Annotated in this window: 27 protein-coding genes and 1 pseudogene; 18 read left to right on the forward strand and 10 right to left on the reverse strand. The window is 63.0% G+C overall.

Translation table 11 applies throughout. The annotated features are described in order from the left end of the window. Positions 1 to 73 precede the first annotated feature (73 nt). The 4 genes from R6254_RS01865 to R6254_RS01880 all read left to right on the forward strand — a co-directional run bounded on the left by R6254_RS01865 (position 74) and on the right by R6254_RS01880 (position 4,485). Positions 74 to 772, forward strand: coding sequence for a response regulator transcription factor (locus R6254_RS01865; protein WP_318403952.1), 699 nt, complete (start codon positions 74 to 76; stop codon positions 770 to 772). A gap of 215 nt (positions 773 to 987) precedes the next feature. Next, complete coding sequence (locus tag R6254_RS01870; RefSeq protein WP_318403954.1) at positions 988 to 2,403, forward strand: sensor histidine kinase; 1,416 nt, start codon at positions 988 to 990, stop codon at positions 2,401 to 2,403. Positions 2,404 to 2,457: 54 nt separating this feature from the next. Next, positions 2,458 to 3,786, forward strand: coding sequence for a carbohydrate porin (locus R6254_RS01875; RefSeq protein WP_318403956.1), 1,329 nt, complete (start codon positions 2,458 to 2,460; stop codon positions 3,784 to 3,786). A 108-nt stretch (positions 3,787 to 3,894) separates the two neighbouring features. Next, the gene (locus tag R6254_RS01880) at positions 3,895 to 4,485 is read left to right on the forward strand and encodes a hemerythrin domain-containing protein (RefSeq protein ID WP_318403958.1); all 591 of its coding nucleotides are present in this window, start codon (positions 3,895 to 3,897) and stop codon (positions 4,483 to 4,485) included. Between the two features lie 21 nt (positions 4,486 to 4,506). On the opposite strand, the gene R6254_RS01885 is transcribed toward R6254_RS01880, so the two are convergent. Then, complete coding sequence (locus R6254_RS01885) at positions 4,507 to 5,610, reverse strand: alkene reductase (protein WP_318403960.1); 1,104 nt, start codon at positions 5,608 to 5,610, stop codon at positions 4,507 to 4,509. Between the two features lie 354 nt (positions 5,611 to 5,964). Then, positions 5,965 to 6,573 (reverse strand): glutathione transferase GstA, encoded by a 609-nt coding sequence (gstA, locus tag R6254_RS01890; RefSeq protein ID WP_318403962.1) that lies wholly within the window; start codon positions 6,571 to 6,573, stop codon positions 5,965 to 5,967. 136 nt (positions 6,574 to 6,709) lie between these two features. Here gstA and R6254_RS01895 point away from each other — a divergent pair, with 136 nt between their 5' ends. The 3 genes from R6254_RS01895 to R6254_RS01905 all read left to right on the forward strand — a co-directional run bounded on the left by R6254_RS01895 (position 6,710) and on the right by R6254_RS01905 (position 8,733). Then, entirely contained in the window at positions 6,710 to 8,047 is a 1,338-nt protein-coding gene (locus R6254_RS01895; protein ID WP_318403963.1) for a hypothetical protein, read from the forward strand. Positions 8,048 to 8,257: 210 nt separating this feature from the next. After that, on the forward strand, positions 8,258 to 8,443 hold the full coding sequence (locus R6254_RS01900) for a DUF1328 domain-containing protein (protein WP_318403965.1): 186 nt from the start codon (positions 8,258 to 8,260) through the stop codon (positions 8,441 to 8,443). Positions 8,444 to 8,478: 35 nt separating this feature from the next. After that, positions 8,479 to 8,733 (forward strand): hypothetical protein, encoded by a 255-nt coding sequence (locus R6254_RS01905; protein ID WP_318403967.1) that lies wholly within the window; start codon positions 8,479 to 8,481, stop codon positions 8,731 to 8,733. A gap of 6 nt (positions 8,734 to 8,739) precedes the next feature. Here R6254_RS01905 and R6254_RS01910 read toward each other — a convergent pair whose 3' ends face one another. The 3 genes from R6254_RS01910 to R6254_RS01920 all read right to left on the reverse strand — a co-directional run bounded on the left by R6254_RS01910 (position 8,740) and on the right by R6254_RS01920 (position 11,538). Continuing rightward, complete coding sequence (locus R6254_RS01910) at positions 8,740 to 9,630, reverse strand: bile acid:sodium symporter family protein (RefSeq protein ID WP_318403968.1); 891 nt, start codon at positions 9,628 to 9,630, stop codon at positions 8,740 to 8,742. 55 nt (positions 9,631 to 9,685) lie between these two features. Next, a complete protein-coding gene (locus tag R6254_RS01915) occupies positions 9,686 to 10,456 on the reverse strand; it encodes a class II aldolase/adducin family protein (RefSeq protein WP_318403970.1) in 771 nt (256 codons plus the stop codon). Positions 10,457 to 10,560: 104 nt separating this feature from the next. Then, positions 10,561 to 11,538, reverse strand: a complete 978-nt coding sequence (locus tag R6254_RS01920; RefSeq protein ID WP_318403971.1) for an AraC-like ligand-binding domain-containing protein — start codon at positions 11,536 to 11,538, stop codon at positions 10,561 to 10,563. A 195-nt stretch (positions 11,539 to 11,733) separates the two neighbouring features. Here R6254_RS01920 and R6254_RS01925 point away from each other — a divergent pair, with 195 nt between their 5' ends. The 6 genes from R6254_RS01925 to R6254_RS01950 all read left to right on the forward strand — a co-directional run bounded on the left by R6254_RS01925 (position 11,734) and on the right by R6254_RS01950 (position 17,888). Then, on the forward strand, positions 11,734 to 12,933 hold the full coding sequence (locus R6254_RS01925; RefSeq protein ID WP_318403973.1) for an amino acid ABC transporter substrate-binding protein: 1,200 nt from the start codon (positions 11,734 to 11,736) through the stop codon (positions 12,931 to 12,933). 101 nt (positions 12,934 to 13,034) lie between these two features. Further along, the gene (locus tag R6254_RS01930; protein ID WP_318403974.1) at positions 13,035 to 13,910 is read left to right on the forward strand and encodes a branched-chain amino acid ABC transporter permease; all 876 of its coding nucleotides are present in this window, start codon (positions 13,035 to 13,037) and stop codon (positions 13,908 to 13,910) included. Positions 13,911 to 13,918: 8 nt separating this feature from the next. Next, on the forward strand, positions 13,919 to 14,899 hold the full coding sequence (locus R6254_RS01935; protein WP_318403975.1) for a branched-chain amino acid ABC transporter permease: 981 nt from the start codon (positions 13,919 to 13,921) through the stop codon (positions 14,897 to 14,899). Further along, complete coding sequence (locus tag R6254_RS01940) at positions 14,892 to 15,638, forward strand: ABC transporter ATP-binding protein (protein ID WP_318403976.1); 747 nt, start codon at positions 14,892 to 14,894, stop codon at positions 15,636 to 15,638. Before R6254_RS01935 ends, R6254_RS01940 begins: the two co-directional genes overlap by 8 nt. Beyond that, positions 15,635 to 16,405, forward strand: a complete 771-nt coding sequence (locus R6254_RS01945) for an ABC transporter ATP-binding protein (RefSeq protein ID WP_318403977.1) — start codon at positions 15,635 to 15,637, stop codon at positions 16,403 to 16,405. The genes R6254_RS01940 and R6254_RS01945 overlap by 4 nt, the downstream gene beginning before the upstream one ends. A gap of 28 nt (positions 16,406 to 16,433) precedes the next feature. Continuing rightward, complete coding sequence (locus R6254_RS01950) at positions 16,434 to 17,888, forward strand: aldehyde dehydrogenase (protein ID WP_318403978.1); 1,455 nt, start codon at positions 16,434 to 16,436, stop codon at positions 17,886 to 17,888. A 39-nt stretch (positions 17,889 to 17,927) separates the two neighbouring features. Here the strand turns inward: R6254_RS01950 and R6254_RS01955 are convergent, their stop codons facing one another. The 5 genes and pseudogenes from R6254_RS01955 to R6254_RS01975 form a co-directional block, all read right to left on the reverse strand. After that, on the reverse strand, positions 17,928 to 18,806 hold the full coding sequence (locus tag R6254_RS01955) for a hypothetical protein (RefSeq protein ID WP_318403980.1): 879 nt from the start codon (positions 18,804 to 18,806) through the stop codon (positions 17,928 to 17,930). A 59-nt stretch (positions 18,807 to 18,865) separates the two neighbouring features. Next, positions 18,866 to 19,246, reverse strand: a pseudogene (locus tag R6254_RS01960) (hypothetical protein); the annotation flags it as partial. A 172-nt stretch (positions 19,247 to 19,418) separates the two neighbouring features. Beyond that, on the reverse strand, positions 19,419 to 19,691 hold the full coding sequence (locus tag R6254_RS01965) for a YkgJ family cysteine cluster protein (RefSeq protein ID WP_318403983.1): 273 nt from the start codon (positions 19,689 to 19,691) through the stop codon (positions 19,419 to 19,421). 102 nt (positions 19,692 to 19,793) lie between these two features. Then, positions 19,794 to 20,804: a Bug family tripartite tricarboxylate transporter substrate binding protein gene (locus R6254_RS01970; protein WP_318403984.1), complete on the reverse strand. Its 1,011-nt coding sequence runs from the start codon at positions 20,802 to 20,804 to the stop codon at positions 19,794 to 19,796. A 92-nt stretch (positions 20,805 to 20,896) separates the two neighbouring features. Beyond that, positions 20,897 to 21,475 (reverse strand): NADPH-dependent FMN reductase, encoded by a 579-nt coding sequence (locus tag R6254_RS01975; protein ID WP_318403985.1) that lies wholly within the window; start codon positions 21,473 to 21,475, stop codon positions 20,897 to 20,899. Between the two features lie 326 nt (positions 21,476 to 21,801). On the opposite strand from R6254_RS01975, the gene mnmG reads away from it, so the two are divergent. The 5 genes from mnmG to R6254_RS02000 all read left to right on the forward strand — a co-directional run bounded on the left by mnmG (position 21,802) and on the right by R6254_RS02000 (position 26,797). Further along, positions 21,802 to 23,799, forward strand: a complete 1,998-nt coding sequence (gene mnmG / locus R6254_RS01980) for a tRNA uridine-5-carboxymethylaminomethyl(34) synthesis enzyme MnmG (RefSeq protein WP_318403987.1) — start codon at positions 21,802 to 21,804, stop codon at positions 23,797 to 23,799. Next, positions 23,799 to 24,470 carry a 16S rRNA (guanine(527)-N(7))-methyltransferase RsmG gene (gene rsmG, locus R6254_RS01985; protein WP_318403989.1) on the forward strand — a complete coding sequence of 224 codons (672 nt, stop codon included), beginning with the start codon at positions 23,799 to 23,801 and terminating at the stop codon, positions 24,468 to 24,470. The genes mnmG and rsmG overlap by 1 nt, the downstream gene beginning before the upstream one ends. 109 nt (positions 24,471 to 24,579) lie before the next feature. Continuing rightward, positions 24,580 to 25,206, forward strand: a complete 627-nt coding sequence (locus tag R6254_RS01990) for a LysE family transporter (RefSeq protein ID WP_318403991.1) — start codon at positions 24,580 to 24,582, stop codon at positions 25,204 to 25,206. After that, positions 25,203 to 26,141: a ParA family protein gene (locus R6254_RS01995; RefSeq protein ID WP_318403993.1), complete on the forward strand. Its 939-nt coding sequence runs from the start codon at positions 25,203 to 25,205 to the stop codon at positions 26,139 to 26,141. Before R6254_RS01990 ends, R6254_RS01995 begins: the two co-directional genes overlap by 4 nt. Positions 26,142 to 26,230: 89 nt before the next feature. Further along, on the forward strand, positions 26,231 to 26,797 hold the full coding sequence (locus tag R6254_RS02000) for an RBBP9/YdeN family alpha/beta hydrolase (RefSeq protein WP_318403995.1): 567 nt from the start codon (positions 26,231 to 26,233) through the stop codon (positions 26,795 to 26,797). Positions 26,798 to 26,800: the final 3 nt, after the last annotated feature.

Here is a 26,800-nt window from a genome sequence, read left to right on the forward strand (position 1 = left end):
TTATCGCCCGCAGTGGCTGACCGGTGGCTGACCTGGTCACTGCGTAATTTTGCGTAGAAGGTGTCCCGAGTCCATGCGAATCCTCCTGGTTGAAGACGATGCGGTGTTGCGCGGCCTGATGCTGCGCAGCCTGGCCAGCGCTGGGCACCGGGTGGACATCGCCAGCACCCTGGACGAGGCGCGCCACTGGTGGCGGGTCCAGCCTTTTGACGCGGTCTTGCTGGACCTGAACCTGCCAGTGTCCACACATGAACGCAGCGGCCTGGGCAATGGCCTGGTGGTGCTGCGTGAGGCGCGTGCTCGCGGTGACCGCACGCCGGTGCTGGTGCTGACGGCACGTGACCGCACGCAGGAACGGATTGACGGACTGGACGCCGGGGCCGACGACTATTTGGGCAAACCCTTCGATCTGGCCGAGGTGGAGGCGCGTCTGCGCGCCCTGGTGCGCCGCGTCCACGGCACCGACGACCGTGTCAGCCTGGGCCTGCTGGTGCTGGAGCGCAAGACACGCCGCTTTTTCCTGCAGGGCCAGGCCTGGGACCTGCCCGCGCGCGAGTTCGAGGTGTTGTGGGAACTGATGACACCGCCAGGCCGCGTGGTCAGCAAACGGGTCTTGTCCGACAAACTGTCCGAAACCGACGGCGCGCTGGGTGACAACGCGCTGGAGGCTTTTATCTCGCGCCTGCGCAAGAAACTAGCCGGCAGCGGTGCCAGTATTCGCACCCTGCGCGGCCTGGGTTACGTGCTGGAAGAGGACGCGGCCAGCACATGACACATCCGCCAGACGCCGATGACGCGGCGGGCTCAGTGAAAAGCGTGGGGGCCACGGCCGCCAGCGCCGGGCCGCCCCAAGCCAGGCCGGCCCCCTTGGGGGGCAGAGAATTACACGAAGTGAATGAACGTGGGGGCGTCAATGAGTCCAGCGCCAGGCCGCCCCAAGCCAGGCCGGCCCCCTTGGGGGGCAGCGTATTACACGAAGTGAAAAGCGTGGGGGCTCTATTAAAGCCTTCCTTGCGCAGCCGCTTGACGCGTCATGTGGTCTTGCCCCTGGTGTTGACCTGGGCGCTGGGGACGGCGGTGGCGCTGTCGGTGGCCAATTATTTTGCCGGGCAGGCCTATGACCGTTCGCTGCTGGACGACGCTTATGCGGTGGCGGCCAATGTGCGCAAAGGTCCCTCGGGCCCGGAACTGAACCTGACGCCACCGGAAATCGCCAAGCTGTTGTTTGACCAGAGCGAGGCCATCTTTTTTGCCGTGTTGCGGCCCGATGGCTCCCTGGTGGCCGGCCACCCCGGGCTGCATGCCTTGCCGCTGTCGGAAACCGCGGCCTATGTGTTTGCCGACATCCGTTATCAGGGGCGCGAGTTGCGTGCCACCACCTTGCGCCGTGGCGACCCGGTCGAGTTCCAGGTGGTGGTGGCGCAAACCGCTGCCAGCCGCAACCGCCTGCTGCACCGCATGTTGTTGTATGCCGTGGTGCCGCAGGTGCTGCTGCTGGTGTTTCTGGCCGGCTGGCTGTTGCGGGTGATCCAGCGCGACTTGCAGCCGCTGGCCGAGTTGCAAAGCGCGGTGGACCGCCGTGATGCCCGCGACCTGACACCGGTGCCGCCCTCCGTGACCCAGGGCGCCAGCACCCGCGATGTCGAACATCTGGGCCTGGCCGTCAACTCCATGCTGGCGCGGCTGGACCAGAGCATAGGCGCGCAGCGCGAATTCGCCGGCAACGTGGCGCACGAGTTGCGCACCCCGATGGCCGGCATACGCGCGCAGGCCAGCTACGCCTTGTCCCAGGCCGACCCGCAGGTCTGGCGCGAGCAGCTGCAAGGCATTGCCGAGGGCGAGGCCAGGGCCAGCCACCTGATTGACCAGCTGCTGGCGCTGGCGCTGGCCGACGAGGCGCGCGCCGGCCTGCGGCTGGAACCCGTGGCGCTGAACGAGCTGGCGCGCAATGTGTTGCTGCGTTTCCTGCCCAAGGCCGATGCCACCGGGGTGGACTTGGGCGGTGAAGGCCTGGACGATCTCGTGGTGGTGCAAGCCGATGTGGCCTTGCTCGAAGGCATTCTTGGCAACCTGCTCGACAACGCCTTGCGTTACGGCATCGCCGAACACCCGCACGTGACGGTGACGGTGGCGCAACACGATGGCGTGGCCGTGTTGGCGGTGACCGACAACGGCCCGGGCATGCGTGAGCCCGACACCGCGCAGTTGCGCAAGCGCTGGACCATGGGGCCGGCCGGCCAGCGACTCGGGGCGGGCGCCGGCCTGGGGCTGGCCATTGTCAGCCGTTATGCGGAGTTGCTGGGTGCTCACTTCAGCCTGGAGACGATCACCGGTGAGCCGGGGTTGCGTGCCAGCGTGAGGTTTGCGCTCGGACCCGTGGACGAGACGGGGTCTTTACCCTGACATTTGGTGGGCCTACACTTCCCGGTTTTGCCCCTGAGAATCCAAGTCATGCCCATGAAGCGGTCTTTGCGAACGCTGCCTTTTTGCCTGGCAGCTCTGCTGCCCTTGGCCGCCTCAGCGCAGGACGCGCCTGAAGCAGAACGCTGGAACGCCAAACTCCAGGCCACTTATCTGTGGCAGACCAAACCCGGATTTCCGGCGGCTTATTCAGGTGTCAACAGCCTGTCGCCGCGCGCTGAAAAAAGTTATTCCTTCACGTCCACGGCTTACTTGGGCCTGCGTCTGGCGCCGGACACCGAGCTGTATGTCAACCCCGAGCTGGTGCAGGGCGTGCCCATGTCGCACCTGACCGGGCTGGGCGGCTTGAGCAATGCCGAACTGCAAAAAACCGCGGGCAGCAATCCCACCCTGTACCGCGCCCGGCTGTTTGTGCGCCAGACCTGGCATATGGGTGGTGAGGGCGGCGAGCGCGAGGCGGTTGCCTCCGGCGCCAACCAGCTGGCAGGTTGGCGCGACAAGGACCGTATGGTGCTGACGGCCGGCAACCTGGCCGTGTCGGATATTTTTGATGCCAATACGTATGCCCATGACCCGCGCACGCAGTTCATGAACTGGTCTTTCCTGACGCACGGCGCCTATGATTTTGCGGCGGATTCGCGCGGGTATTCCTGGGGCGCGGCGCTGGAGTATTACCGGGGGGATTGGGCGCTTCGGGCCGGGCGTTTCATGCAACCCAAAGAGTCCAACGGTCTGGCGCTGGACCATGCCTGGCAGAGACATTACGGTGACCAGTATGAGCTGGAAAAGGCCTACAGCCTGGCCGGTCGGCCGGGCACGCTGAAGCTGCTGTATTTCCGCAATCGCGCCATCATGGGCGGGTTTGCCGACGCGCTGGCCAATGCGGGCGGTGGTGTGCCCGACATCGCCACGGTGCGACGGCTGCGTGTCAAGCAGGGCTGGGGCATCAACCTGGAACAGTCGCTGGGTGACAACGTCGGCCTGTTTGCGCGCCTGGGCCGCAACGACGGCGCTTCGGAAACCTATGCCTTCGCTGAAATTGACCGTTCGCTGTCGCTGGGCGTGGCCATCCAGGGCGCCAGCTGGAGCCGCGCGAAAGACACCCTGGGCCTGGCTTATGCGCGCAATGGCTTGTCGGCACCACACCAGGCCTTTTTGGCGGCGGGCGGCAGCGGCTTTTTTGTCGGGGATGGCCGGTTGAACTACCGGCCGGAAGCCATTGTTGAGGGCTACTACAGCCTGGCGCTGGATACGCTGAAGAACAGCGCGCTCAGCCTGGGCCTGCAATACATCCGCAACCCCGCCTACAACGCAGACCGCGGACCGGTGAAGGTCCTGTCGGTACGCCTGCACACGGAGTTTTAGCGGCGCAGGCCCCGGGCCAGATTTGCGCTGCAGCCTTGACCTGTATCAAGGCTGTGGTGCGGGCTTGATGGGATGCTGGGAGAACTGAATTTTCCCGGAGCCTCCCCCATGTCCCACGCAAGCCTTCGCATCATCCGCGACGAACACGCGGCCTTGTCCAGCATGCTCAGGTCCATGCTGATGATGCTGGACCGGGGCCCCGGCGATCAAGCAGAAACATTTTTTGATGTGCTGCGCGCCATGCTGTTTTACATAGACGAGTTTCCCGAACGCCAGCACCATCCCAAGGAGTCGAATTTGCTGTTTCCCAAGGTGGTCCGGGCGGCGCCGGAAACCATGGCGACGGTGGAGCGCCTTGAGCGTGAGCACATGAGTGGCGAACTGGCGGTGCGTGAACTTCAGCACGAACTGATCGCCTGGGAGCTGCTGGGTGAAACGCGCAGGGCATCCTTCGAGGCGGCGGCCCGCAAGTATGTGAGCTATTACCTGGATCACATGCGGCTTGAAGAGTCCGTGATCCTGCCGGCGGCGGAGAAGGGGCTGGATGCCGCGGACTGGCAGGAACTGGACGCGGCTTTTGGCCTGAACCGCGACCCGCTCAGCGGCCGGTATCCGTTTGATGCGATTTATGACCGCCTGTTTACCCGTATCGTCATGACCACCCCGGCCCCTATCGGGTTGGGGGCTTCAGGCACCTGAACAGGTGCCTGAAGACGGCGCTCAGGCCAGGGCCGGGTAGTCGGTGTAACCCTTGGCGCCGCCGCCGTAAAACGTCATTTTGTCGGGCGTGTTGAGCGGCGCATTGCTGCGCAGGCGCGCCACCAGGTCCGGGTTGGCGATATAGGGCTTGCCAAAGGCGACGATGTCCGCGCCCTCGGCCACGGCTTGTTCCGCCAGCGCCTTGTCATAGCCGTTGTTGACCATCCATGCGCCTTGGCCGCCGGCCGCGCGGTAAGCGGCTTTCAGGGCCGCGTAGTCAAACGGTCTATCGTCCAGTTCACGCGGGCCGCCGGTCGCGCCTTCGATGATGTGGATGTAGGCGAGGTCCAGCGTGGCCAGCTGTTTCACGAGGTGGTCGAACAGCGGTTGTGGATCGGCGTCGTAAGCGTCGTTGGCCGGCGTGACCGGTGACAGGCGGATGCCGGTGCGGCCACCGCCGATGGCGCTGGTGATGGCACGTGTCACTTCGAGCAACAGGCGCGCGCGGTTTTCTATGCTGCCGCCGTAGTTGTCGCTGCGCTGGTTGGAGCCTCGTTTGAGAAACTGGTCCAGCAGGTAACCGTTGGCGCCGTGGATTTCGACACCGTCAAAACCAGCGGCGTCCACTGCAGCGCGCGCTGCGACTTGGTAGCTGTGCACGATGCCGGGCAACTCGTCGGCGGCCAGCGCACGCGGCGCGGAGGTGTCGACAAAGGTTGGCACACCGTCCCGGATCAACACGGTTTTGGTGTTGGCGGTGATGGCCGACGGCGCGACCGGCTGGCCACCGTCGGGTTGCAAATCGGTGTGTGAGACGCGGCCCACATGCCAGAGCTGCACCACGATCTTGCCGCCCTCGGCATGTACCGCGTCCGTGACCTGTTTCCAGCCGGCGAGTTGTGCGGGGGCGTACAGGCCGGGCACATCGGAGTAACCCTGGCCTTGGTGGCTGATGGCGGTGGCTTCCGTGATCAGCAGGCCGGCGCTGGCGCGCTGGGCATAGTACTCGGCCATCAGCGCGGTGGGGATGGCGTCGGGTGCGCGGTTGCGCGTGAGCGGCGCCAGGGCAATGCGGTTGGCCAGCTGCAGGTCACCGGCCTGGACGAGGTCGAACAAAGAAGGCATGGGGTAGCAATCCGGAAAGTGAAAACAAGCTGCAGTGTGGGCCGATATGAATGGGTCTGCGCAACACGGGCTGCTGGATTCGTGTTAGCGGCGAAGGTGAACGCGCAGTGTCTGACGGCATCACGCTGCGCCCCGGGTTTTTCATGGGCAGTAGGGCGAACTCCCCACTCCCACCCCTAACCCTCCCTCGCCCCGCTGGGCGATGGAGGGGGACCTCATTTGGCCGCGTGTGTGGCGACGGGGCAACTGACTGACCGTCTCCTTGCGTAGATCAGGCCATGGCCGGCAACGTCGTCACGCCCCGCCGTTGATCCTGAGCGCATCAGCGAAAGCGGGGTCATGGTCGCGATGGGTTTACTTCAGCAAACCTTCATGCTTCATGGCGGTTTGCACCGCCGGACGCGCGGCCATGCGCTCGCGGAAAGCGGCGATGTTGGCCAGGTCGGAGATGTCCACGCCGACACGGGGTGCCCAGTTGGTCACGGTGAAGAGGTAGGGGTCGGCCACGCTGAAAGCCTCACCCATCAGGTAGTTTTTGCCGGCCAGTTGCTGGTCCACCCATTTCAGGCGCGACTGCACTTTGTCGATGCACATGGTTTTGTATTCTGCGGGCGTGGCCGGGTTGAACAGCGGGCCGAAACCCTTGTGCAGTTCGGTGCTGATGAAGTTGAGCCAGGATTGCAGCTGGGCGCGGGCGACCGTGCCATTGGCCGGGGCCAGCTTTTTGTCGGGCACCTGGTCGGCGATGTATTGCACGATGGCCGGGCCTTCGGTGATGCGGGTGCCGTCGTCGAGTTCCAGCAGCGGCACATAACCGAGCGGGTTGATCGTGTAGTAGTCGGTGCCGTCTTCCAGCTGGTGGGTTTTGGTGGGTGCCAGCAGATGTTCAAAGGCCAGGCCCGACTCGTGCAGGGTGATGTGGGGCGACAGGGAGCAGGCGCCGGGGGAGTAATAAAGTTTCATGGTTTCCTTGTAAAGAAGACAGCGGTGGCGCGGGTCTGCACAGAGGCAGGCGCCGCGCACGACCTTGCATGCTAGCGCGTGCCGGCTTTTTCTGCTGCGGAGCACTGGCAGCCGGGGAACTCGCCACAATAGGCGGATGGCAAGATTTTTCAAATGGGGGGCGGGGCTGATCCTCGCCGCGCTGCTGATCGTGGGCGTTGTGGCGCTGGCCTTGCACAGCTGGGTCGGCAGTGACGATTTCCGCCAGCGCATGGAGCGTGAGGCGTCCGCGGCCTTGGGCCTGCCGGTGCTGCTGGGCGGCATCGAGGTCGCCTTGTGGCCGCTTCCGGCGGTGGCGGTGCGTGATCTTCGTGTGTTGAGCCAACCGACCCTGACCCTGGCCCGGGTGGAGGTGCGGCCGGGCTGGTCCGCTTTGTTGCGGGGCCGGCTGGAAATCGCCACGCTGGTCTTGCGTCAGGCCGTGTTGCCGCAGCAGGCGGTCGATGCGATCTTTCTGTCGCTACAAAAAAATAAGCAAGCCACGCCCGCCACATTTGGGTCAGAGGCTGGAAAGGCTCACAACGCCAAGGTGGACAGCGAGGTCGCGGTGAGCGACTGGTTGCCGCGCCGCGCGGTGCTGGAAGGTGTGCGCTGGGTCAGCCTCAAAGGCGCCAGCACCACGCTGGATGCCGAGGTACGCCTGGGTACCGACAGCCTGCCCGACGACGCCACGCTGAAAGTAGTGCAAGGCCATTTGAACGGGCTGCAGGCCAGGCTGCAGCGTGAAGAGGCCGGCCAGTGGGGGCTGCATGTCACGGTGGGTGGCGGCACGGTGGCGGGCCGGATTGGCCTGCAACAACAGCCGGCGGCCCAGGGCGGCCCCATGCTGGTGGTGCAGGGCCAACTGGAAACGCGTGGCGTGGAGGTGGCGGCCCTGACGGCGCCTAACAAGCCACTCAGTGGCCGGCTCGAAGCCTCGACCACGCTGAACGCGAAGGCGGCCACCACAGTCGCTCTGGTGGACGCCTTGCAGACCCAAACGCGTTTCACCGTGAAGGACGCGGTCTTGCATGGCCTGGACCTGGTCAAGGCGGTGCAAACCGTGGGCCTGAACCGCGGCGGGCAGACCCGCCTGGACACCTTGGCCGGCCAGCTTCATTCGCAGGGCCGCGCGCTGCAACTGAGCAATCTGGTGGCCAGCTCGGGCGCCTTGAGTGCCACGGGCAACGTGGCGGTGTCGCCGGCCAAAACCCTGAGCGGACGACTCAGCGTGAACCTGGCCGGCGACAGCAAGCTGGGTCAAGCCCTGGGCGGCGCCGTGGGTGTGCCGCTGATGGTGAGCGGCACGCTGGATGCACCCGAAGTCACGCTGACACGCGGCGCGCTGCTGGGCGCGGCGATAGGCACGGCGGTGATGCCGGGCGCGGGCACGGGTGCCGGGTTGCAGCTGGGGGACCGACTCGGGCAAGGGCTGAAAAAACTGTTCGGTAAATAGGGGCTTGCCTTCTTTTCATCATATAAAACGGGCTCTGGCCCTTGCTGAATGGGTGCAAGCAGCTATGAATAAAAGAGCAAAAGCAGGCATGCCCGGTCTTGTCCTACAAGCGCTGGGGCCCGCTGCTGATCCGGTGTCACCAGCCTGCCGCCTACCATGGACTTCATCCATCGCGCGCACGTGGCGCGACTGAACTCCTGGAGAGAAACCATGTTGAAGTACGCCATTATTTTCGGGATTATTTCCCTGATCGCCGGAGCCCTGGGCTTTGGCGGCATCGCCGCCGGCTCGGCCGGCATTGCCAAAATTTTGTTCGGTCTGTTCCTGATCCTGGCCGTGGTGTTTGTTGTGCTCGCGGCCCTGGGTGTGGGTGCGGTGAAAAAGGCCCTCAAATAGATGCTGTTCTTTTTCCTGAAAAAACCGGTGCTGTCATGTCCGGGTTGAAGGGGCGCACGCCCGAAAAAAAACCACAAGAAGTCGCGCGACGCGACGAAGTGAAACGCGCGAGTATTGCCGAGTTGCTGTTGGTGGCACGCCTGCGTGCGCGCAACCGGCGCGACCTGGCGCTGGACACACTGGAGCGTGCAGCCCAGGTTTTGTGGGTGACCTGCAAAAACTGGTTCTCCCGCGGCAGCCGCAAGCCGAGCGACAAGGATGCTGCGCCTGGCCCCGACCGTGACGCCTGAGGCAACCTAGGTGCTGGCCGTGAGCGCTGGCACGGACGGCTTGCCGCTACGCCGCAACACCAGCAAGCCGAACAAGGTCGCGGTGAGGTACATGCTGACCGAATAAATCGCGGCCGGCAACGCAAGCTGGAAATTGCCCAGCACCGCCAGCGCCACAAAAATCGCCAGCGTCGAGTTGTGGATGCCGATTTCGTAACTGATGGCGGTCGCCATGGGTTTGTCCAGACCGGCCACGCGCGAGAGGTAATAACCGGCCAGCAAGCTGATCAGGTTGAAGGCCACGACGGCCGGGCCTAGGCTTGCAAAACTGCTGCTCAACGCCTGCCATTCCTTGAGCAAGGCGCCTATCGCCACCACGGCCAGCACCACCGCGCTGAAAATTTTCATGGGTTTTTCGGAGCGGGCCGCAAAACCCGGCTTCAAGGTGCGCACCCACATGCCGATGACAACCGGAATCAGCACCACGGCAATCACTTCCACCACCTTGCTGGTTTGCAGCGGCACGACCTGGCCGGTCTTGGCAAAGGTGCTGATGGCCCAGTTGCTGATCAAGGGCAAAGTGACGATGGACAAGACGGTGTTGATGGCAGTCAGCGAAATATTCATGGCCACGTTGCCGCCAAACAAATGGCTGAACAAGTTCGCCGAGATGCCGCCTGGCGAGGCGGCCAGAAGCATCAGGCCCACGGCAAACAAGGGCGGCACCTGGAGCGCAACGATGAGTCCGTAACAGGCCAGCGGCAGCACCACAATTTGCAGCAGCAAGGCCACGACCACGGCCTTGGGATGTTTGAACAGACGTGTGAAGTCCTGCGTGCTCAGCGACAGGCCCAGGCCCAACATCACCAGGGCCAGCGCGGCCACCAGCAACTGGGTCACCAGCGGTGAACCGCTCATGACGTGACCTCCACGCTGCGCGTTGCGGTATTCGCCTTGGGAGCGGCCCGGCGGCTCATGTCGCGTAGCTGCCATCGAGGCGATCCAGCTTGCGGATCAGCGAGGGCCAGACAAAAGCGCCGCCCAGGCCGCCGGTCTGCACGCGCATGGCTTCGGCCACGCCTTTGACGATGAGCGGGTTCACCTCGGTCAGTTCGCCGCCGGCCTGCGCGTCGATCTGGATGCGGCAGGTGTTTTCAAAGGTGTACATGCTCAAAAACGCATCGGCAATGGTTTTGCCCACGACCAGCAAGCCATGGTTGCGCAACATCAAAAAGTTGGCATGGCCCAGGTCGGCCTGCAGGCGCGGTTTTTCATCGTCGCGGAAAGCCACTCCTTCGTACGCGTGATAAGCCAGCGAGCCCAGCACAAACGTCGATTGCTGGCTGATGGGCAGGATGCCGGCTTTTTGCGCGCTGACGGCGACACCGGCGCGGGTGTGGGTGTGCAAGACACAGCCGGCGTCGGCGCGCGCTTCGTGCACCGCGCTGTGGATCACAAAACCGGCCGGGTTGACGGGGAAGGGCGATTCAATCACCTTGTTGCATTTGTCGTCGACCTTGACCAGGCTGGACGCGGTGATTTCGTCGAACATCAGGCCATAAGGGTTGATCAGGAAATGGTGGCTGCCCGCGCCGGCGACCGACTCGGGCAACTTGGCGCTGATGTGGGTGAACACCAGATCGCTCCAGCCGTAGAGCGCCACCAGCCGATAACAGGCGGCGAGTTCGCAGCGTAACTGCCACTCTTCAGCGCTGACAACTTCTTTGAGGGAGGGGATGTGCATGGCGGGTCTCCTGGTGAGGACGGAATGAACAATTTTTCGCTATCAATAAAAGAGCTTCTTACGCCCGTAGGTATTGGGCTGGAGGCCTATTTAATGCTGAAGCCTCAATGCGGAAGCAAACCCGCCGCGCTTTGTTGGGCGGCCTGGCGCAACTCGCTGGGGCTTTGTCCGGTGTGGCCGCGAAACACGCGGCTGAAGTGCGAGAGGTTGTTAAAACCCCAGGACAAGGCGATGTCGGTGATGGCGCGCGCCTGCGGGCCGGTGTGTTGCAGCTCTCGGCTGCAGGCCTGCAGCCGCAGCCTCAGGATGTAGCTGGCCAGGGTGTCGTCTTCGTCGCTGAAGGCGTTGTGCAAATGACGCTTGCTGCAGTTGAGCGCCTGCGCAATCTGCTCGATCGACAAGGACGGGTCGCGCAGGTTGACGGCGACGTAAGCGCGTATGCGGTCTTTCAGCGCTTCGCGTTGGGTCACCGCCGTGCCCTGGCCGGCCAGCTCGATCAGCGAGAGCCGCACCAGTTGCGCAATCAGCTCGCCCGCACCCTGGGCGGCGGCGGCGCTCATGTTGGGCAGCTCCTGGTAGGTGCTGCGCATGGTGGTCAGCGCCACGCGCGAGATGCCGCTGGCGCCGCCCACGTGGCGTGCCATCAAGCTGTGCAGGGGCAGGCCGCGTTCGGCGATCTGGGCCTTGGGCAACATCACGATCAGGTGTTCGACACGGTCGGGGTTGTCGACCGCGTAACAACCGGTGGTGTCGTAAATCGTCCAGCCGCCGGGGCTGACCCAGGCCTGGCGCCCCATTTGTTCGACACCGGCGCGGCCCTGCATGGGCGCGACAATTTTGAGGTAACCGGCGTCGCTGGCACGCACCATGTCGGACGTGCGCACCACGCGGTGGCGGTTGGCCTCTAACTTGGTCAGGATGGCATCACCGGCGCGGCCCGAGGCCATGTGGCCGTCGAAGTCGGTGTCGCCATAGAGGTCTGACTGCAGGCCGCCGAAATGTTTCCATATCCATTCACGCCACACCGGCGCACGCTCGCGCGGGCTGACGTTGTCGGTGGATACCTCTGTGGCCGCGGTCATGCATGTCTCCAATGAAAAGCCCCAGGGGCCATGGGAAAGATTATGGGTGCTGGGCCTGCTTGTGGTGTGTTGTCTTCCCAAGGGTTAACCCCAGCGTGTATGCGCTGCTGGACTAGCGTTTTGTGCACGTTCAGCAAAGCGGCCAGGCCGAGCTTTGCCTACCATCCCTTTTTCCGCAGCTACACAGGAGACACCATGGTCCAGCCATCCAAACGTCATTTGCTCAAAGGCGCTGCCGCCGCCCTGGGCGCCGCTGCTTTTGCCCCGCAACTGTGGGCCCAGGCCAAACCGGTGCGTATCGGTTACGCCATGTCCCGCACAGGCCCGTGGACGGGTGGTGCACAGGTCAGCCAGGAGCCCAACTATTTACTCTGGGCCGAACAAGTCAACGCGGCAGGCGGCCTCGATGTCAAGGGTGTTAAACGCACTATTGAGCTGATCAGCTCGGACGACCGCAGCGACATCGAAACCTGCGTGCGTTCTTATGAAAAACTCATGGGCAGCGACAAGGTCGACCTGATCCTGCCGCCCTGGGGCAGCAATGCCAACTTCGCGATTGCGCCGCTGGCCAACCGTTTTGCTTATCCGTTGATGGCGCCCACGGCCCTGTCGCGCAAGCTGATCGACATGAACCTGCCGTTTTTCTTTTCCATCTTGCAGCAGCCCGACCGCATGATGGGCGCGCTGGTGGACATGCTGGTGGCCAACGGTGCCAAAACCGTCGCCATTGTGTACATGGATGACTTGTTCGGCTTGGAGAATTTTGCGGCGCTGAACAATGCGCTGAAAAAAACCAGCATCCAGGTGGTCGAGCGCAAGAGTTACCCGCTGGGCGTGAAGGATTTGTCGCCGGTGTTGCGCGGCATCAAGAGCCTGAACCCGGATGCCTTCATCGGCATCACCTACCCGCCTGACACCATTCTGGCGAGCAAGCAGGCGAAAGAGATTGGCTTCAATCCGAAGTTTTTCTACGCCTCGGTCGGCACGGCTTTCCAGCTCTACAAAAACGTCATGACACCGGCCGGCGCCGAAGGTGTGATTGGCATGGGGTCGTGGAACAGCAAGACCAGCCCGGGTGCCAAGGCTTACTTCGATGCCCACACCAAGAAGTTTGGCGGCAAGGAACCTGATCGCTGGGCCAGCGGCCATTGCTGGGCCGGCCTGGAGGTCATGCAGGCGGCGGTCGCCAAGGTGGGCCTGGATCGCAAGGCGATGCGTGACTACATCGCGGGCAACACCCACAAAACCATCATTGGCGACGTCAAGTTCACCGGCAGTGAAAACACTGCGGTGCCAGGCACCGTGAGCCAGTGGCAAAACGGCGAATTCGAGGTGGTCTGGCCAACCAACCTGGCCACGGCCAAGCTCAACCCAAACAAGTCCGCCTGGAAATAAACCGCCAGACCTGCCACCCCCACCGTTCAGGCTGAGTCTGTCGAAGCTGCTGTCACCCGCGCTTCGGCAGTCTCGCTGCGAACGGACTTTTTTGCGACCCCATGTCCTTTACATCCTGGCTTGAACTGCTGGCCTCCGGTCTGATCACCGGCGGCATTTACGCATTGGTCGCGCTCGGGCTGAACCTGCAGTACGGTCTGATGCGCATCCTGAACATCGCCCATGGCGAGTTCTTGATGCTGGGCGCCTACCTGACCTGGATGGCCCAAACCTCGCTGGGCTTGTCGCCGCTGCTGATGGTGCCGGTCTCGTTTTTGATCCTGATGGCGCTGGGACTGGTGATTCACAAGTTGTGTTTCCGCCGGCTCACCGCCACTTCGCCTAACCTCGACATTTTCGAGGCGCGCGGCCTGATGGTGGCGTTCGGTCTGATGTTTCTGGTGCAAAACTTTGCCTCCTTCATGTGGGGCGGCGACCTGCGCGGTTACGACTACCTGACCGAGCCGGTGAAGTTTGGCGAAGCCCAGTTTGCCGGCAACAAGTTGCTGGTGTTTGGCCTGGCCCTGGTGTTCAGCGGCGCGCTGATTGTGTTGCTGCGCTACACCTTGCTGGGCAAAGGGGTGCGTGCGCTGATGCAGTCGCCAACAGGTGCGCAACTGGTCGGCATAGACACCCAGCGCCTGCACCCGCTGATGTTTGGCATTGGCCTGGGGCTGTCGGGTGTGGCCGGCTGCCTGCTGTCCATGGCTTACACCATCACGCCGTCCATGGGCGAGCCCTACACCGTGACCGCGCTGATTGTGATCACCTTGGGTGGTTTCGGCAGCATGAGCGGCGCCTTGGCCGGCGGCCTGCTGCTGGGGGTGATCGAGGCCTTAGGCATGCATTTCACCAACCCCTCGCTGAAAGCCTTGTTGTCATACAGCGTGTTTATTGCCGTGCTGCTCTTGCGCCCTCGCGGCCTGTTTGCGAAATAAAAAGAAAAGTGAAAGATAAACAAATCCTGGTTCGCGACCTGCTGCTGCTGCTGGCTTTTGCCGGTTGGGCGATGGCGCTGCCGCATTACGGCAGCGAGTTTGTCGTGTCGATGGCGCTGACCTGCCTGATGTACGTGGCCTTGTCCTCAAGCTGGGGCCTGTTTTGCGGCAACACGCGTTACCTCTCGCTGGCGACCTCGGCTTTTTTCGGCATAGGCGCGTACACCAGCGCCGTGGCGCTGGAGAGCCTGCCCTGGCTGGCCGCCATCGCCCTGGGCGCCGGCCTGGCCACCGTGGTGGCGGTGGTCATGGGGGCGGCCGTGCTGCATTTGCGTGGCACTTATTTCGCGGTCCTGACCTTTGGCATGACCGAGCTGATACGCCATGCCGTGACCTACTTTGAAAAAGCCGTGACCGGCACCGTGGGCCGCGTGTTGACCGTGGTGCCGGATCGCGACACGATTTACCTGACAGTGCTGGGCCTGGCCGTGCTCGCGGTCTTGGTGTCGATTGTGGTGCGGCGCAGCCGCTTCGGCCTGGCGCTGATGGGTATAGGCGCTGACGAACAACGTGCGCAAACCCTGGGCGTGAACACACGCCTGATCAAGATTGCCGGTTTTGCCATGACCGCTGCTTTTGCCGGTGCCGTGGGCGCGGCCATGGCCGTGCGCTGGACTTACATCGATCCGCACACCGTGTTCAATCCTTTCATCGGTTTCCAGACCGTGCTGATTGCGTTGATAGGTGGCGCGGTCACGCTCTGGGGGCCGCTGATCGCCGCCGTGGTGTTCAGCGTGCTGGCCGAGACCTTGCGCCTGCAGGCACCACAGGTCTACATGATGTCGCTGGGCCTGTTGCTGATCCTGAGTGTGCTCTACCTGCCGGGTGGCCTGGCGTCGCTGCGTGGCAGCACCTTCACGGCCTGGTGGCAGGACAGCCGCGGCTGGCTGCGTAGCCTGGGTTCCAACAAGGGGCGCGACCATGGCTGAAGTCTTGTTGCAAGCCCGTGAAGTCACAGTGCGTTTTGGTGGCCTGACGGCGGTCGACGGCGTGAGCGCCACTTTTCACGCCGGCGAGCTGGTCGGCATCATCGGCCCCAACGGCGCCGGCAAGACCACTTTTTTCAACGCCATCTCCGGTGTGACCGCGCCGACCTCGGGCCAGTTGCTGGCGGGCGGGCGTGAGTTGAGCGGCCAAGGCCCGCACCGTTATGCGGCGGCAGGCATTGCGCGCACCTTCCAGACACCGCGTGTGTTTCCCGACATGACGGTGACGGCCAACATCGACTTCGGTTTGCAGTTTGCTGGCCGGCATCGCCAGGGCGCCCGGCAATTGCGTGATGCCGCCAGCATTCTGGCGCTGATCGGCCTGAGCGCGCAGGCGGCTTTGCCGGCGGGTGACATCACCCCTTCACAGCAACGCCTGCTGGAAATCGGCATGGCGCTGGCCACCCGCCCGCGCATGTTGCTGCTCGATGAGGTGGCGGCTGGCCTCACGGAAGTGGAGGTCGAAAACATGGCCTTGCTGATCAAACGCATGCGCGACGAACTGGGTTTGACCGTGGTCTGGATTGAACACGCAGTCACCACCTTGCTGCGCCACGTGGAACGCGTGATCGTGTTGCACCAGGGGCGAAAAATTGCCGACGGCACGCCGCAGGAGGTGGTGCGCAATACCGAGGTGATTGAAGCTTATTTGGGCGATGAGATGGCAGAGGCGACAGCATGATGTGGTTTGCTCCTCCTTTTGTTTTAGGCGCGAAAAACCAGGGCGCCCATCTCCAGGTGTCAGGTTTGAGTGCCGGTTACGGTGCTTTCCTGGTGTTGCGTGATTTGCAGCTGGAGATCAAACCTGGCCTGACCGTGATCCTCGGCCCCAACGGCGCCGGCAAAACCACCTTGCTGCGGGCGCTGGCCGGGCTGATTCCGCGTGGTGGCGATGTGCTGCTCAATGGTGCAGCCTTGCCCACCAAGACCAACGAAATAGTGAAAAGCGGCATGGCCCTGGTGGCCGAGGGCCGGCAGTTGTTTCCGCAGATGACAGTGACGGAAAACCTGGAGCTGGGCGGCTGGTTGGTGGCCCGCGCCGAACGCGCCCGACGGCTGGAACAGGCGTTCAACGATTTCCCGAAATTGCGCGAACGGGCGCAGCAACTGGCCGGCACCATGAGTGGCGGCGAGCAGCAAATGGTGGCCGTGGCCCGCGCCATGATGAGTGCACCGCGCCTGCTGATGCTGGACGAACCTTCCTTAGGCCTGGCGCCGCGCATGGTGGACGAGTTGCTGGCGATAACGCGCCGCATTGCCGATGCCGGCACCACCGTCTTGATGGTGGAGCAAAACGTCAAGAAGGCGCTGGCCGTGGCCGACCGCGGTTATGTGCTGGAACGCGGCACCTTGGTGGCCAGCGGGCCGGCCGCCTTGCTGGCCCGTTCGACGGTGATCCGCGAAGCCTATCTTGGCGCCGGTGCGGCGGCACCGGCCAGCCCGGTTTGAATTTTTCCTTGTTTGATGGAGTACCCGAATGTCTGAACTGACCATGTTGATCAACGGCTTGAAAGTAAGCGCCGAGAAAGGCGCGACCTTTGAGCGCCGCAACCCGCTAGACAACAGTGTGGCGACCCGTGCGCCGGCCTGCTCGCCGGCTGATGCTTTGATGGCGGTGGAAGCCGCGGCCGAGGCCTTCAAGTCCTGGAGCCAGACCGGCCCGAGTGCGCGCCGTGCCTTGTTGCTCAAGGCCGCCGATGCCCTCGAAGCCAAAGCGCCACAGTTTATTGAGGCGGTGGCGGCCGAGACCGGCGCTTCCGGCATGTGGGCCGGTTTCAACGTGATGCTGGCCGCCGGCATGCTGCGCGAAGCAGCGTCGTTGACCACACAAATCAGCGGTGAGGTCATTCCTTCCGACGTGCCCGGCAGCCTGGCCATGGGTGTGCGTCAGCCCGCCGGTGTGGTGCTGGGTATCGCGCCGTGGAATGCGCCTGTGATTCTTGGCGTGCGCGCGATTGCCACGCCGCTGGCCTGCGGCAACACGGTGATTTTCAAGGGCTCGGAAAACTGCCCGCACACGCATCAGCTGATCGTCGAGTCCTTCCTGGATGCCGGCTTTCCGCCCGGCGTGGTGAACTACATCACCAATGCGCCGGAAGATGCGGCGGTGGTGGTGGAAACCATCGTGGCCCATCCGGCGGTGCGGCGTGTCAACTTCACGGGCTCGACCCGGGTCGGCAAAATCATTGCGATGACCTGCGCCCGTTACCTCAAACCGGTGGTGCTGGAGCTGGGCGGCAAGGCGCCGCTGGTGATCCTGGACGACGCCAACATTGACGACGCTGTGAATGGCGCAGCCTTTGGCAGTTTTGCCAACAGCGGGCAGATCTGCATGTCCACCGAACGCATCATCGTGGACCAAAAAATTGCCGACGAGTTTGTCAAACGTTTCACCGCCAAGGCCAAGGCCTTGCCGCTGGGCGACCCGCGCAAACCCGAACCGGTGGTGTTGGGCTCGGTGGTGGGCATGAGCACGGTCACACATTGCAATGCGCTGATCGACGATGCACTCGCCAAGGGCGCCAAACTGATGTGTGGCGGCAAATCCGACACCACCTTGATGCCGGCCACGGTGCTGGACCACGTCACGCCGGCGATGAAGATTTACCACGAAGAAACTTTTGGCCCGGTCAAATGTGTGGTGCGTGTGAGCGGCGTGGAAGAGGCCGTGGCCTGCGCCAACGACAACGAATACGGCCTGTCGTCGGCGGTGTTTGGCGGCGACGTGGCGCGGGCCTTCACGGTGGCGCAGCGCATTGATTCGGGCATCTGCCACGTCAACGGCCCGACCGTGCACGACGAGGCGCAAATGCCGTTTGGCGGCGTCAAGGGCAGCGGCATGGGGCGTTTTGGCGGCAAGGCCGGTGTGGCCGAGTTCACCGAGCTGCGCTGGATCACGATCCAGACCACGCCGCGTCATTACCCGTTCTGATCTGGGTTGGCCGGCGACTCTGGGATTTGTTGCGCAGACCTATCCGGTGGCCTTTTCAAGAGTGGCTGCAAACCGCGCCTCGGTATCGGGCTGGCTATAGGGAATTTTCGTCAAGCCATCGGCGTTGAATTGCAGCCAAAATTTCAGCGCAGAGGTGACTCCGAAGTTGTTTCTCTCCGGGTCCAGTCCCTCAAGCAAAACCGCCGGTTCCAAAAGCCAGTCTTCAACTTCAAAGCGGCGTGAGTTTTCCATGAGCAGCTCATGTTCGTGCATACCCACCAGGTCTTTGACATAAGTCAGTTCGCGCAACAGCTTGGTATCGCAAAGACGGCCAATCACCCAAACGTTGCGATTGATGGCCTGTGCCACAAGTGCCGCAGCACTCACTCGGGCCTTCCAGTATCCCAGCGGTCCGCCGTCCACAAAGTGATAGCGGTAAATCACTTCTTCGTTCAGCAACCCGATCGGCTCTGACAGAACCAATGAGCTTTCCAGATCCCTGGACGCCAACACCCCAAACAGGGTTGCGTTCATTTCCATGTCTGGCAGATTTTTACTGGCGAGAAGGCCGTCCAGAAACCGCCCGAACTGCACAGGCTGTAAATAGAAGTGGTGACGCTTGTGCGCATGGCCCTCGCCACGCTCCAGCCATTGGCGCTCCACGCCAAAGAGATCGCATGCGTCCGCTAGATGCGCATCTGTCAAAAAGTGCATCAACGTGGCTTCCTCCTGCACATCGCGCAATTGCAATCCATGGCCGAAGAAGCGCGGAATCTGATTGCGGTGAACACCGTGCGCAGCAAACAGGCGCAAAAACCGGCTGGCAACAGACTCTTCTGCGGGCGCTTGCTTGCGCTTGGCCCAGTACCGCTTGAAGCGATCTAGCAGCGACAAGAACGCCTCGGCCTGATCGAACATCACTATGACTCGTTTTTCACTAATGCCTCCGCCAGCAGTGACTGCTGGGTGCGGGCGGCGGTGAGGTTTTGCTCCAGCACGCCGTTGGCCAGGGTGGCATCACGGAAAACAAAGCCGTCGCCGTTGCTGGCGAAGCTGAATGGGACGTCCAGCAACTGGGCGTAATTGACGGCCTGCGTCATGCCCGCGCCTATCGCGTGCTGGTTGTCTTTTGCCTCAACAACGGCCAATGGAATATTCGGCTTCAGGCACAAGACATAGTCAGCAAAGAGAACCGTGGACTTGTCGCGCTGCGCCTTGTTGCCTCTTACCACCATGCGGCCGGCCCGGAGGGGAAATTCGCGGTAAATCTGGTCCATGCCGTGCCATCCGGCTTGTTCCATGGCCGGACGGATGAACTTGTCGCAAATGTCGCTTTCGGAAAGCTTCTTCTTGTCCACGAGCATCTCCTCCTCCTCCGTTGTGAGGTCGCCTTAGGCAGGCTGACAAGGCGTCGGCCTGGCGCAAGGGGTTCCCTTCTGTTTGGCTGCTGGGCCCGATTGTCGCCGGAGATGGTGGCCGGCAGCATGCGCGGGTACGCCACCCCGCACGAGCAACCCTTTGGAGGCCGGATCAGGTCCGGGATAACAGATGAGGCGTTGTGGCCAACTCCAGCGAAGTAAGCCACCTCAGCGCCGCTGGCGCGCTGGCGCCGCACATCTCGGCCGAGGGCAGCAGCTGGCCACACACCGCCGGCCGCGTGGGCAGGCCGAAGATGCGGCAGCGGTTGGCCTCGTCCAGTTGCACGCAGCGCACCCCGGCCGGCTTGCCCTGGGGCATGCCGGGGATGGGCGAGCTGATGGAGGGGGCGATGCAGCATGCACCGCAGCCGGGTCGGCAATTCATGGGCGGCGATTCGCTATCAAAACAGGAGCTTATTGCGCCCGTGTTGATTGGGCTAGAGCCCTATTTGACCATTAAATCGCCAGGCCCGGGCGTGTGGGGGGTTTAATCCGGTTTGATTTTGGCGCGGTCGGCGACCAGCTTCCAGCGTGCCTGCTCGGTCTTGATGAAGGCGGCGTATTGTGCCGGTGTGTCGCCCACGGGCTGGGCCGTGTCGCCGCGCAAACGTTCGGTGGCCAGCGGATTGCGCATGGCTTTGGCGCAGGCCTCGGCAATCCGGTCTATGGCGGTTTGCGGCATGTTGGCCGGGGCATTCAGGCCGTACCACTGGGTCATCTCGAAGCCGGGGTAACCGCTTTCGGCCACGGTCGGTACATCGGGCAGTTGCGGCAGGCGCTCCTTGGTGCCGGTGGCGATGCAGCGTAACTTGCCCGACTTGATGTGTGCCAGGATGGCCGGCGCGCCCACGCTGGCGGCGTCAAGCCGGCCGGCCAGCAGATCGGTGAGCTGTGGGCCGGTGCCGCGGTAGGGCACATGCAGCACAAAGGTGTTGGTCACCATCTTCAGGTATTCAAAAGCCAGGTGGCCGGCGCTGCCGTTGCCGGCCGAGCCGTAGTTGAGCTGGCCCGGTTTGGCCTTGGCCAGGGCGATGAATTCCTTGAGGTTTTTGACCGGCAGGTTGGCGTTGACCACGTAGAGGCTGGGCACCTTGGCCAGCAGCGAGATGGGTTTGAAGTCCTTGTTGGTGTCAAACGGCAGCTTGTCGAAAATATAGGGGTTGACCGCAAACGTGCCGATATGGCCCAGGATCATGGTGTGGCCGTCGGTCGAGGCCGCGCATTCCTGCATGGCGATGTTGCCGCTGGCACCGGGCTTGTTTTCCACATACACGGTCTGGCCCAGGCTTTTGCCAATTTCATTGGCGGCGGAGCGCGCCACGATTTCAGAGCTGCCGCCGGGCGCAAAAGGCACAAGCAGGCGGATCGGCTTGCTGGGCCAGGCGGATTGCGCGTGGGCCGTGCTGAGCAGGCCGGGAAAGGCCGAGACGGCCGCCAGGGTGCTACCGGCCTTGAGGCCGAATTGAAGGGCGCTGCGGCGCGTTTTGAGGTCTTGCATGGGTGGTCTCCCGGTTGTTATCGTGGGGCCCAATATAGGCCCGCACATGAGACCTCGGCCTACGTGGTTCCGCTAATGCGGGCGTCCGTGTGTCAGCTGGCCAGCCGGCTGCTGGCGAACAGCACCTGGTCAATCACCGCCTGCACATTTTTCAGGTGGGCTTCGCTCTGCAGCTTGCCGTCGGCATCAAAGGCCTCACCGGCGTGGCCCAAGGCAAAGGCCTTGGGGGCGACCCAGCATTGCGCGTTGAGCAACAGCGGCACCAGGTGGCTTTGCGAGCGCAGGCCGCCCAAGCCGCCGGGCGAGGCGCTGAGCACACCCACCACCTTGCCGCGGAAAGACTTGAAGCCCTCCTGCCAGGCCGGGTCGCTCTTGACCGGGCTGGAGACCCAGTCGATGGTGTTTTTGAGCAGGGCGGTGTAGCTGCCGTTGTATTCGGGCGAACAGATGATCCAGGCCGGGTGTTCGAACATCAACTGCTTGAGCTTCATGACGTCGGGCGGCGTGCCCTGGGCTTCGAGGTCGGCGTTGTACATCGGGATGTCGAAGTCGGCCAGTTCGAGGTGGGTGACCTCGGCGCCGCTGGCACGTGCCAGCGTGGCGGCGGCCTGCGCGAGTTTGCGGTTGTAGGAGTTTTGGCGGGTGCTGCCAGCGAAGATGAGGAGTTTCATGATGGGTATTGTGGCGCGGTAGCCGCCCTGGGGCTGGGCTTCAAGCGTTTTAGGCCTCCCGCCCATGAGTGACAAGCGCAAACAGCTATTAAATTCATAGCAATTAAGCGGCCAATCATCGAGGCCAGACGGGCAAGGCAGAGTCCGTGGCGCAGCACTAAACAAGGCCTGCCTGATAAAATGCTTTGTTGGTCCTGCAAGGCAGGCTGGTCGCCTTGCTGCGCCGGCCGCAGCAGGCGTGACCGGCCCGGGTCATTCACCCAAATCGGGCAGCTCCATGGCGTACAGGCATCTGGCCTGAAGGCCGCTTTATTGAAGGAGGCGTGATGCACTCGCCTTATATTTATCCGCAAGAATTTGACGTGATCGTGGTCGGTGGCGGCCATGCCGGGACCGAGGCCGCATTGGCTTCCGCCCGCATGGGTTGCAAGACCCTGCTCTTGACGCACAACATCGAGACCCTGGGGCAGATGAGCTGCAACCCCTCGATAGGCGGCATTGGCAAGGGCCACTTGGTCAAGGAAGTCGATGCCATGGGCGGCGCGATGGCGCTGGCGACCGACGAGGGTGGCATCCAGTTCCGCATCCTGAACAGCTCCAAGGGCCCGGCCGTGCGTGCGACCCGTGCCCAGGCCGACCGCATTCTCTACAAGGCCGCGATACGCCGCATGATCGAGAACCAGCCCAATCTGTGGCTGTTCCAGCAGGCGGTGGACGACCTGATGGTCGAAGGGGATCGCGTGGTGGGCGCCGTGACCCAGGTCGGCATCAAGTTTCGTGCGCGCACGGTGGTGCTGACGGCTGGGACCTTCCTGGACGGCAAGATCCATGTCGGCCTGAACAACTACGCGGCGGGCCGGGCAGGGGACCCGCCGGCGGTGTCGCTGAGTGCACGCCTGAAAGAGCTCAAGCTGCCGCAAGGGCGCCTGAAAACCGGCACGCCGCCGCGGATTGACGGCCGCAGCATCGACTTCAGCAAATGCACCGAACAACCCGGTGACGGCATGCCGGGCGGCATCGCCGGGACTGTGCCGGTGTTCAGCTTCATGGGCGGGCAGATCGCGCATCCCAAACAGGTGTCGTGCTGGATCACACATACCAATGAACGCACCCATGACATCATCCGCTCCGGTTTTGACCGCAGCCCCATGTTCACCGGCAAGATCGACGGCGTGGGCCCGCGGTATTGCCCAAGCGTGGAAGACAAGATCAACCGTTTTGCCGACAAGGACAGCCACCAGATTTTCCTGGAGCCCGAGGGCCTGAGCACCCACGAGATTTACCCCAACGGTATCTCGACCAGCCTGCCGTTTGACATCCAGTACGACCTGGTGCGCTCCATGGTCGGCATGGAAAACGCCCACATCCTGCGGCCTGGCTACGCCATCGAATACGACTACTTCGACCCGCGCGCGCTGAAAACCAGCTTTGAAACCCGCGCCATTGGCGGCTTGTTTTTCGCCGGCCAGATCAACGGCACGACCGGTTACGAAGAGGCGGCGGCCCAGGGCATGTTTGCCGGCATCAATGCCGCGCTGCAATGCCAGGGCAAGGAGGCCTGGTTGCCCAAGCGCGACGAGGCCTACCTGGGCGTGCTGGTGGACGACCTGATCACCAAGGGTGTGACCGAGCCTTACCGCATGTTCACCAGCCGGGCCGAGTTCCGCCTGATGCTGCGTGAAGACAATGCCGACATGCGCCTGACCGAAAAGGGCAGGGAGCTGGGCCTGGTCGACGATGCGCGCTGGGATGCCTTCAACCGCAAACGCGACGCTGTTTCACGTGAAACAGAACGCCTGCGCGCCATCTGGGTGAACCCGCGCAGCCTGCCGGTGGCCGAGGCCGAGCGGGTGTTGGGCAAGGCGATTGAACACGAGTACAACCTGCTGGACCTGCTACGCCGCCCGGATGTGAACTACGCCGCGCTGATGTCCCTGAACGAAGGCAAGTATGTGAATCCCGAACTGGCACCGGCTGTTTCACGTGAAACATCGGCGGAGGCCGACATGGCGCGCAGTGTGATCGAGCAGATCGAAATCGCCGTCAAATACGCCGGCTACATCGACCTGCAGAAAACCGAAGTGGAACGTGCCTCACATTACGAAAACCTCAAACTCCCCGCCGACCTGGACTACCTGCAGGTCTCGGCCCTGAGTTTCGAGGCAAGGCAAACTCTGGCCAAACATCGGCCGGAAACCTTGGGCATGGCTTCACGTATCTCGGGTATCACGCCGGCCACGGTGTCGCTGCTGCTGGTGCACCTGAAGAAAAACCTCTGGAAAAACACCACCCCCCTGACTGCCGCCGCGCAGGCCGACGCCTGATGTCGGGCGCTGAACAGGATTTGCGCGCGGGCCTGAAAGCGCTGCAGCTGGAGCTGAACGACCAGCAAGTGGGCCAGTTGCTGGATTACCAGGCACTGATTGGCAAATGGACCAAGGTCTACAACCTGACGGCAGTGCGCGACCCGGCGGAAATGATGACGCATCATCTGCTGGACAGCCTGGCGGCCATCGCCCCCTTGCAGCGTCATCTGCAGCAAGTTGGGCTGGGGCAGGGCAGCCGCCTGCTGGACGTGGGTTCGGGCGCCGGCTTGCCGGGTGTGGTGATCGCCATCTGTTGTCCCGCCATCGCCGTGACCTGTGTGGACACGGTGGCCAAAAAAGCCGCCTTTATCAAGCAGGCCGCCCTGGCACTGAAGCTGCCGAACCTGACCGGTTTGCACGCCCGGGTGGAAAACGTGGCCCAGCCCTTTGACGTGATCTGCTCGCGGGCCTTTGCCTCGCTGGTCGATTTCACGCAATGGTCGGCCGGGGCGCTGGCCCCCACCGGGGTTTGGTTGGCCATGAAAGGCAAACACCCGGCCGACGAAATCGCCGCTCTGGCGCCAGCCGTCGAGGTGTTTCACGTGGAACAACTGCGGGTGCCCGGCCTGGATGCCGAGCGCTGCATCGTCTGGTTGCGGCCCCAACCCACGGTTAAACCCACGGTTTGAAGCGGTCGGGCCGCGTTGAAGTGGCCAGTCAGCGTTGATTTGTTCAATCCGCTGAAGGCCAGCCGCATGGGCTGACGTAAACTCGAGACCTCAATTTCTGGGGATTTCCATGCTGGGCTCATTTTTCGGCGTTGCCGATTACGGTGCTTTTGTTGTCGCCATCATCGTGTTTCTGCTGATTCCCGGGCCCGGCAACCTGGCGCTGATCACCTCGACCGGCAAAGGCGGCCTGGCCGGCGGCATGGGCGCCACCTTCGGCGTGATTGCCGGTGACCAGCTCCTGCTCTGGGCCGCGGTGGCCGGCGTGTCGGCCTTGATGGCGGCTTACCCCACGGCCTTTCATGCGGTGCAATGGCTGGGAGCGGCCTACCTGGCTTTTCTCGGCCTCAAGATGTTGCTGGCCAAACCCGGCGATGCGCCCCTTCTGCAGATCAAGCCGCACCACTACTTTCGCCAGGCCTTGCTGATCACCTTACTCAATCCCAAGGCGATTGTTTTTTACATGGCTTTTTTCCCGTTGTTTGTCGATCCGGCCCGGCACCAGGGCCTGAAAACCTTTGCCGTGATGGCCGCGACCATTGCAAGCCTGACCTTTTTGTATGGCTTGATCGCCGTGCTGCTCACCTATTACCTGGCCGAACGTATCCGGGCCAATCCTAAAATCTCGACCGCGCTGGAAAAAGCCGCGGGCGTGTTTTTGATTGCCTTCGGTATCAAGCTGGCCATCTCCAAATGAACACAGAACCCCAGCCCCTGCCCACCGCTCACTTTTTTGCCGGCATGCCCCCGGAAAAGTTGATCCCCAATGGGGCCAACGAACGCAGCGACGGGCCGCCCCCCGCAAACTCAGCCGCCTCGGGCGCTGACCCCTCCCTGGAGGTGAAAACGGTGGGTGCCAAAAAAGCCAAAATTTTCTGTGTGGCCAACCAGAAGGGCGGGGTGGGTAAAACCACCACCTCAGTCAATCTGGCAGCGGGCCTGGCCAAGGTCGGCCAGCGTGTGCTGATGATTGACCTGGACCCGCAGGGCAATGCCACCATGGGTTCGGGCGTGGACAAACGCAAGCTGGAACTCACGGTCTACGACGTCTTGCTCGAATCGGCCTCGGTGGCCGAGGCGCGTGTGCATAGCGACAAATGCGGCTACGACGTGCTGGGCGCGAACCGCGAGCTGGCCGGTGCCGAGGTCGAGTTGGTGGAAGTCGAGCGCCGCGAAAAGCGCCTGAAGCGGGCCCTGGAAGCCGTCGCCACCGACTATGACTTCGTGCTGATCGATTGCCCGCCTTCGCTGTCCATGCTGACGCTCAACGGTTTGTGCTGCGCCCATGGCGTGGTCGTGCCCATGCAGTGTGAATATTTTGCGCTCGAAGGCCTGACCGATCTGGTCAACACCATCAAGCAGGTGCACGCCAACCTCAACAAGGACCTGGCCATCATTGGGCTGCTGCGCGTGATGTTTGATCCGCGCATCACCTTGCAGCAGCAGGTCAGCGAGCAGCTCAAGGAGCATTTCGGCGACAAGGTCTTCAACACCGTGATCCCGCGCAATGTGCGCCTGGCCGAAGCGCCCAGCTACGGCTTGCCCGGCGTGGTGTTTGATCCTTCGTCCAAAGGCGCGCAGGCCTTTGTCGCGTTTGCCGAAGAGATGGTGCAGCGCATCAAGGTCATGTGAGGCCTGATTTATATAAGAAATTGGCCTTTAGCCCATATGGGATGAGCGCAAGTAGCTATCAAAAACAGAGCAAGTAAGCCACGGCAACCATGAAACCTTCGAATGTCCTGATTCTTCCCGGCTGGCAAAACAGCGGCCCTGGCCACTGGCAAAGCCTGTGGGAGACGGCGCACGCTTACCAGCGCGTCGAGCAGCACGACTGGCAACGGCCGCTGCGTGGCGACTGGGTGGCCAGGCTGGAGGACGTGGTGCTGGGCAGCGACGAAGCCGTCGTGCTGGTGGCGCACAGCCTGGGCTGTATCCTCACCGCGGCCTGGGCCGCGCACTCGCGCAACACCCACCGCGTCAAGGCCGCATTGCTGGTGGCACCGCCCGACGTGGACCGCGAAGAAGTGCGGCAGATGCTCACGAGCTGGGCGCCGGTGCCCTTGCAGACGCTGCCGTTTCCAGCCGTGGTGCTGGCCAGCAGCCGCGACCCCTATTGCCGGCCTGAGCGCGCCCGTGAATTCGCCGGGGCCTGGGGCGCCGAGTTTATCGATGCCGGCCCCCTGGGCCACCTCAACGCCGACAGCGGCCTGGGCGACTGGCCCGAGGTCCACGCCCGGCTGCAGCGCCTGCAGGCGCTGGCGGCACCCATGCCTCAGGCTGCGGTTTGAAAG

The organism is Polaromonas potterensis, assembly GCF_033446725.1.
Lineage (GTDB): Bacteria > Pseudomonadota > Gammaproteobacteria > Burkholderiales > Burkholderiaceae_C > Polaromonas.

Bases quoted from the DNA above. Each gene is read 5' to 3' on its own strand.
- R6254_RS01865 (WP_318403952.1), top strand. From the start codon at position 74: ATGCGAATCCTCCTGGTTGAAGACGATGCGGTGTTGCGCGGCCTGATG.
- R6254_RS01875 (WP_318403956.1), top strand. From the start codon at position 2,458: ATGAAGCGGTCTTTGCGAACGCTGCCTTTTTGCCTGGCAGCTCTGCTG.
- R6254_RS01880 (WP_318403958.1), top strand. From the start codon at position 3,895: ATGTCCCACGCAAGCCTTCGCATCATCCGCGACGAACACGCGGCCTTG.
- R6254_RS01885 (WP_318403960.1), bottom strand. From the start codon at position 5,610: ATGCCTTCTTTGTTCGACCTCGTCCAGGCCGGTGACCTGCAGCTGGCC.
- gstA (WP_318403962.1), bottom strand. From the start codon at position 6,573: ATGAAACTTTATTACTCCCCCGGCGCCTGCTCCCTGTCGCCCCACATC.
- R6254_RS01895 (WP_318403963.1), top strand. From the start codon at position 6,710: ATGGCAAGATTTTTCAAATGGGGGGCGGGGCTGATCCTCGCCGCGCTG.
- R6254_RS01900 (WP_318403965.1), top strand. From the start codon at position 8,258: ATGTTGAAGTACGCCATTATTTTCGGGATTATTTCCCTGATCGCCGGA.
- R6254_RS01905 (WP_318403967.1), top strand. From the start codon at position 8,479: ATGTCCGGGTTGAAGGGGCGCACGCCCGAAAAAAAACCACAAGAAGTC.
- R6254_RS01910 (WP_318403968.1), bottom strand. From the start codon at position 9,630: ATGAGCGGTTCACCGCTGGTGACCCAGTTGCTGGTGGCCGCGCTGGCC.
- R6254_RS01915 (WP_318403970.1), bottom strand. From the start codon at position 10,456: ATGCACATCCCCTCCCTCAAAGAAGTTGTCAGCGCTGAAGAGTGGCAG.
- R6254_RS01920 (WP_318403971.1), bottom strand. From the start codon at position 11,538: ATGACCGCGGCCACAGAGGTATCCACCGACAACGTCAGCCCGCGCGAG.
- R6254_RS01925 (WP_318403973.1), top strand. From the start codon at position 11,734: ATGGTCCAGCCATCCAAACGTCATTTGCTCAAAGGCGCTGCCGCCGCC.
- R6254_RS01930 (WP_318403974.1), top strand. From the start codon at position 13,035: ATGTCCTTTACATCCTGGCTTGAACTGCTGGCCTCCGGTCTGATCACC.
- R6254_RS01940 (WP_318403976.1), top strand. From the start codon at position 14,892: ATGGCTGAAGTCTTGTTGCAAGCCCGTGAAGTCACAGTGCGTTTTGGT.
- R6254_RS01945 (WP_318403977.1), top strand. From the start codon at position 15,635: ATGATGTGGTTTGCTCCTCCTTTTGTTTTAGGCGCGAAAAACCAGGGC.
- R6254_RS01950 (WP_318403978.1), top strand. From the start codon at position 16,434: ATGTCTGAACTGACCATGTTGATCAACGGCTTGAAAGTAAGCGCCGAG.
- R6254_RS01955 (WP_318403980.1), bottom strand. From the start codon at position 18,806: ATGTTCGATCAGGCCGAGGCGTTCTTGTCGCTGCTAGATCGCTTCAAG.
- R6254_RS01965 (WP_318403983.1), bottom strand. From the start codon at position 19,691: ATGAATTGCCGACCCGGCTGCGGTGCATGCTGCATCGCCCCCTCCATC.
- R6254_RS01970 (WP_318403984.1), bottom strand. From the start codon at position 20,804: ATGCAAGACCTCAAAACGCGCCGCAGCGCCCTTCAATTCGGCCTCAAG.
- R6254_RS01975 (WP_318403985.1), bottom strand. From the start codon at position 21,475: ATGAAACTCCTCATCTTCGCTGGCAGCACCCGCCAAAACTCCTACAAC.
- mnmG (WP_318403987.1), top strand. From the start codon at position 21,802: ATGCACTCGCCTTATATTTATCCGCAAGAATTTGACGTGATCGTGGTC.
- rsmG (WP_318403989.1), top strand. From the start codon at position 23,799: ATGTCGGGCGCTGAACAGGATTTGCGCGCGGGCCTGAAAGCGCTGCAG.
- R6254_RS01990 (WP_318403991.1), top strand. From the start codon at position 24,580: ATGCTGGGCTCATTTTTCGGCGTTGCCGATTACGGTGCTTTTGTTGTC.
- R6254_RS01995 (WP_318403993.1), top strand. From the start codon at position 25,203: ATGAACACAGAACCCCAGCCCCTGCCCACCGCTCACTTTTTTGCCGGC.
- R6254_RS02000 (WP_318403995.1), top strand. From the start codon at position 26,231: ATGAAACCTTCGAATGTCCTGATTCTTCCCGGCTGGCAAAACAGCGGC.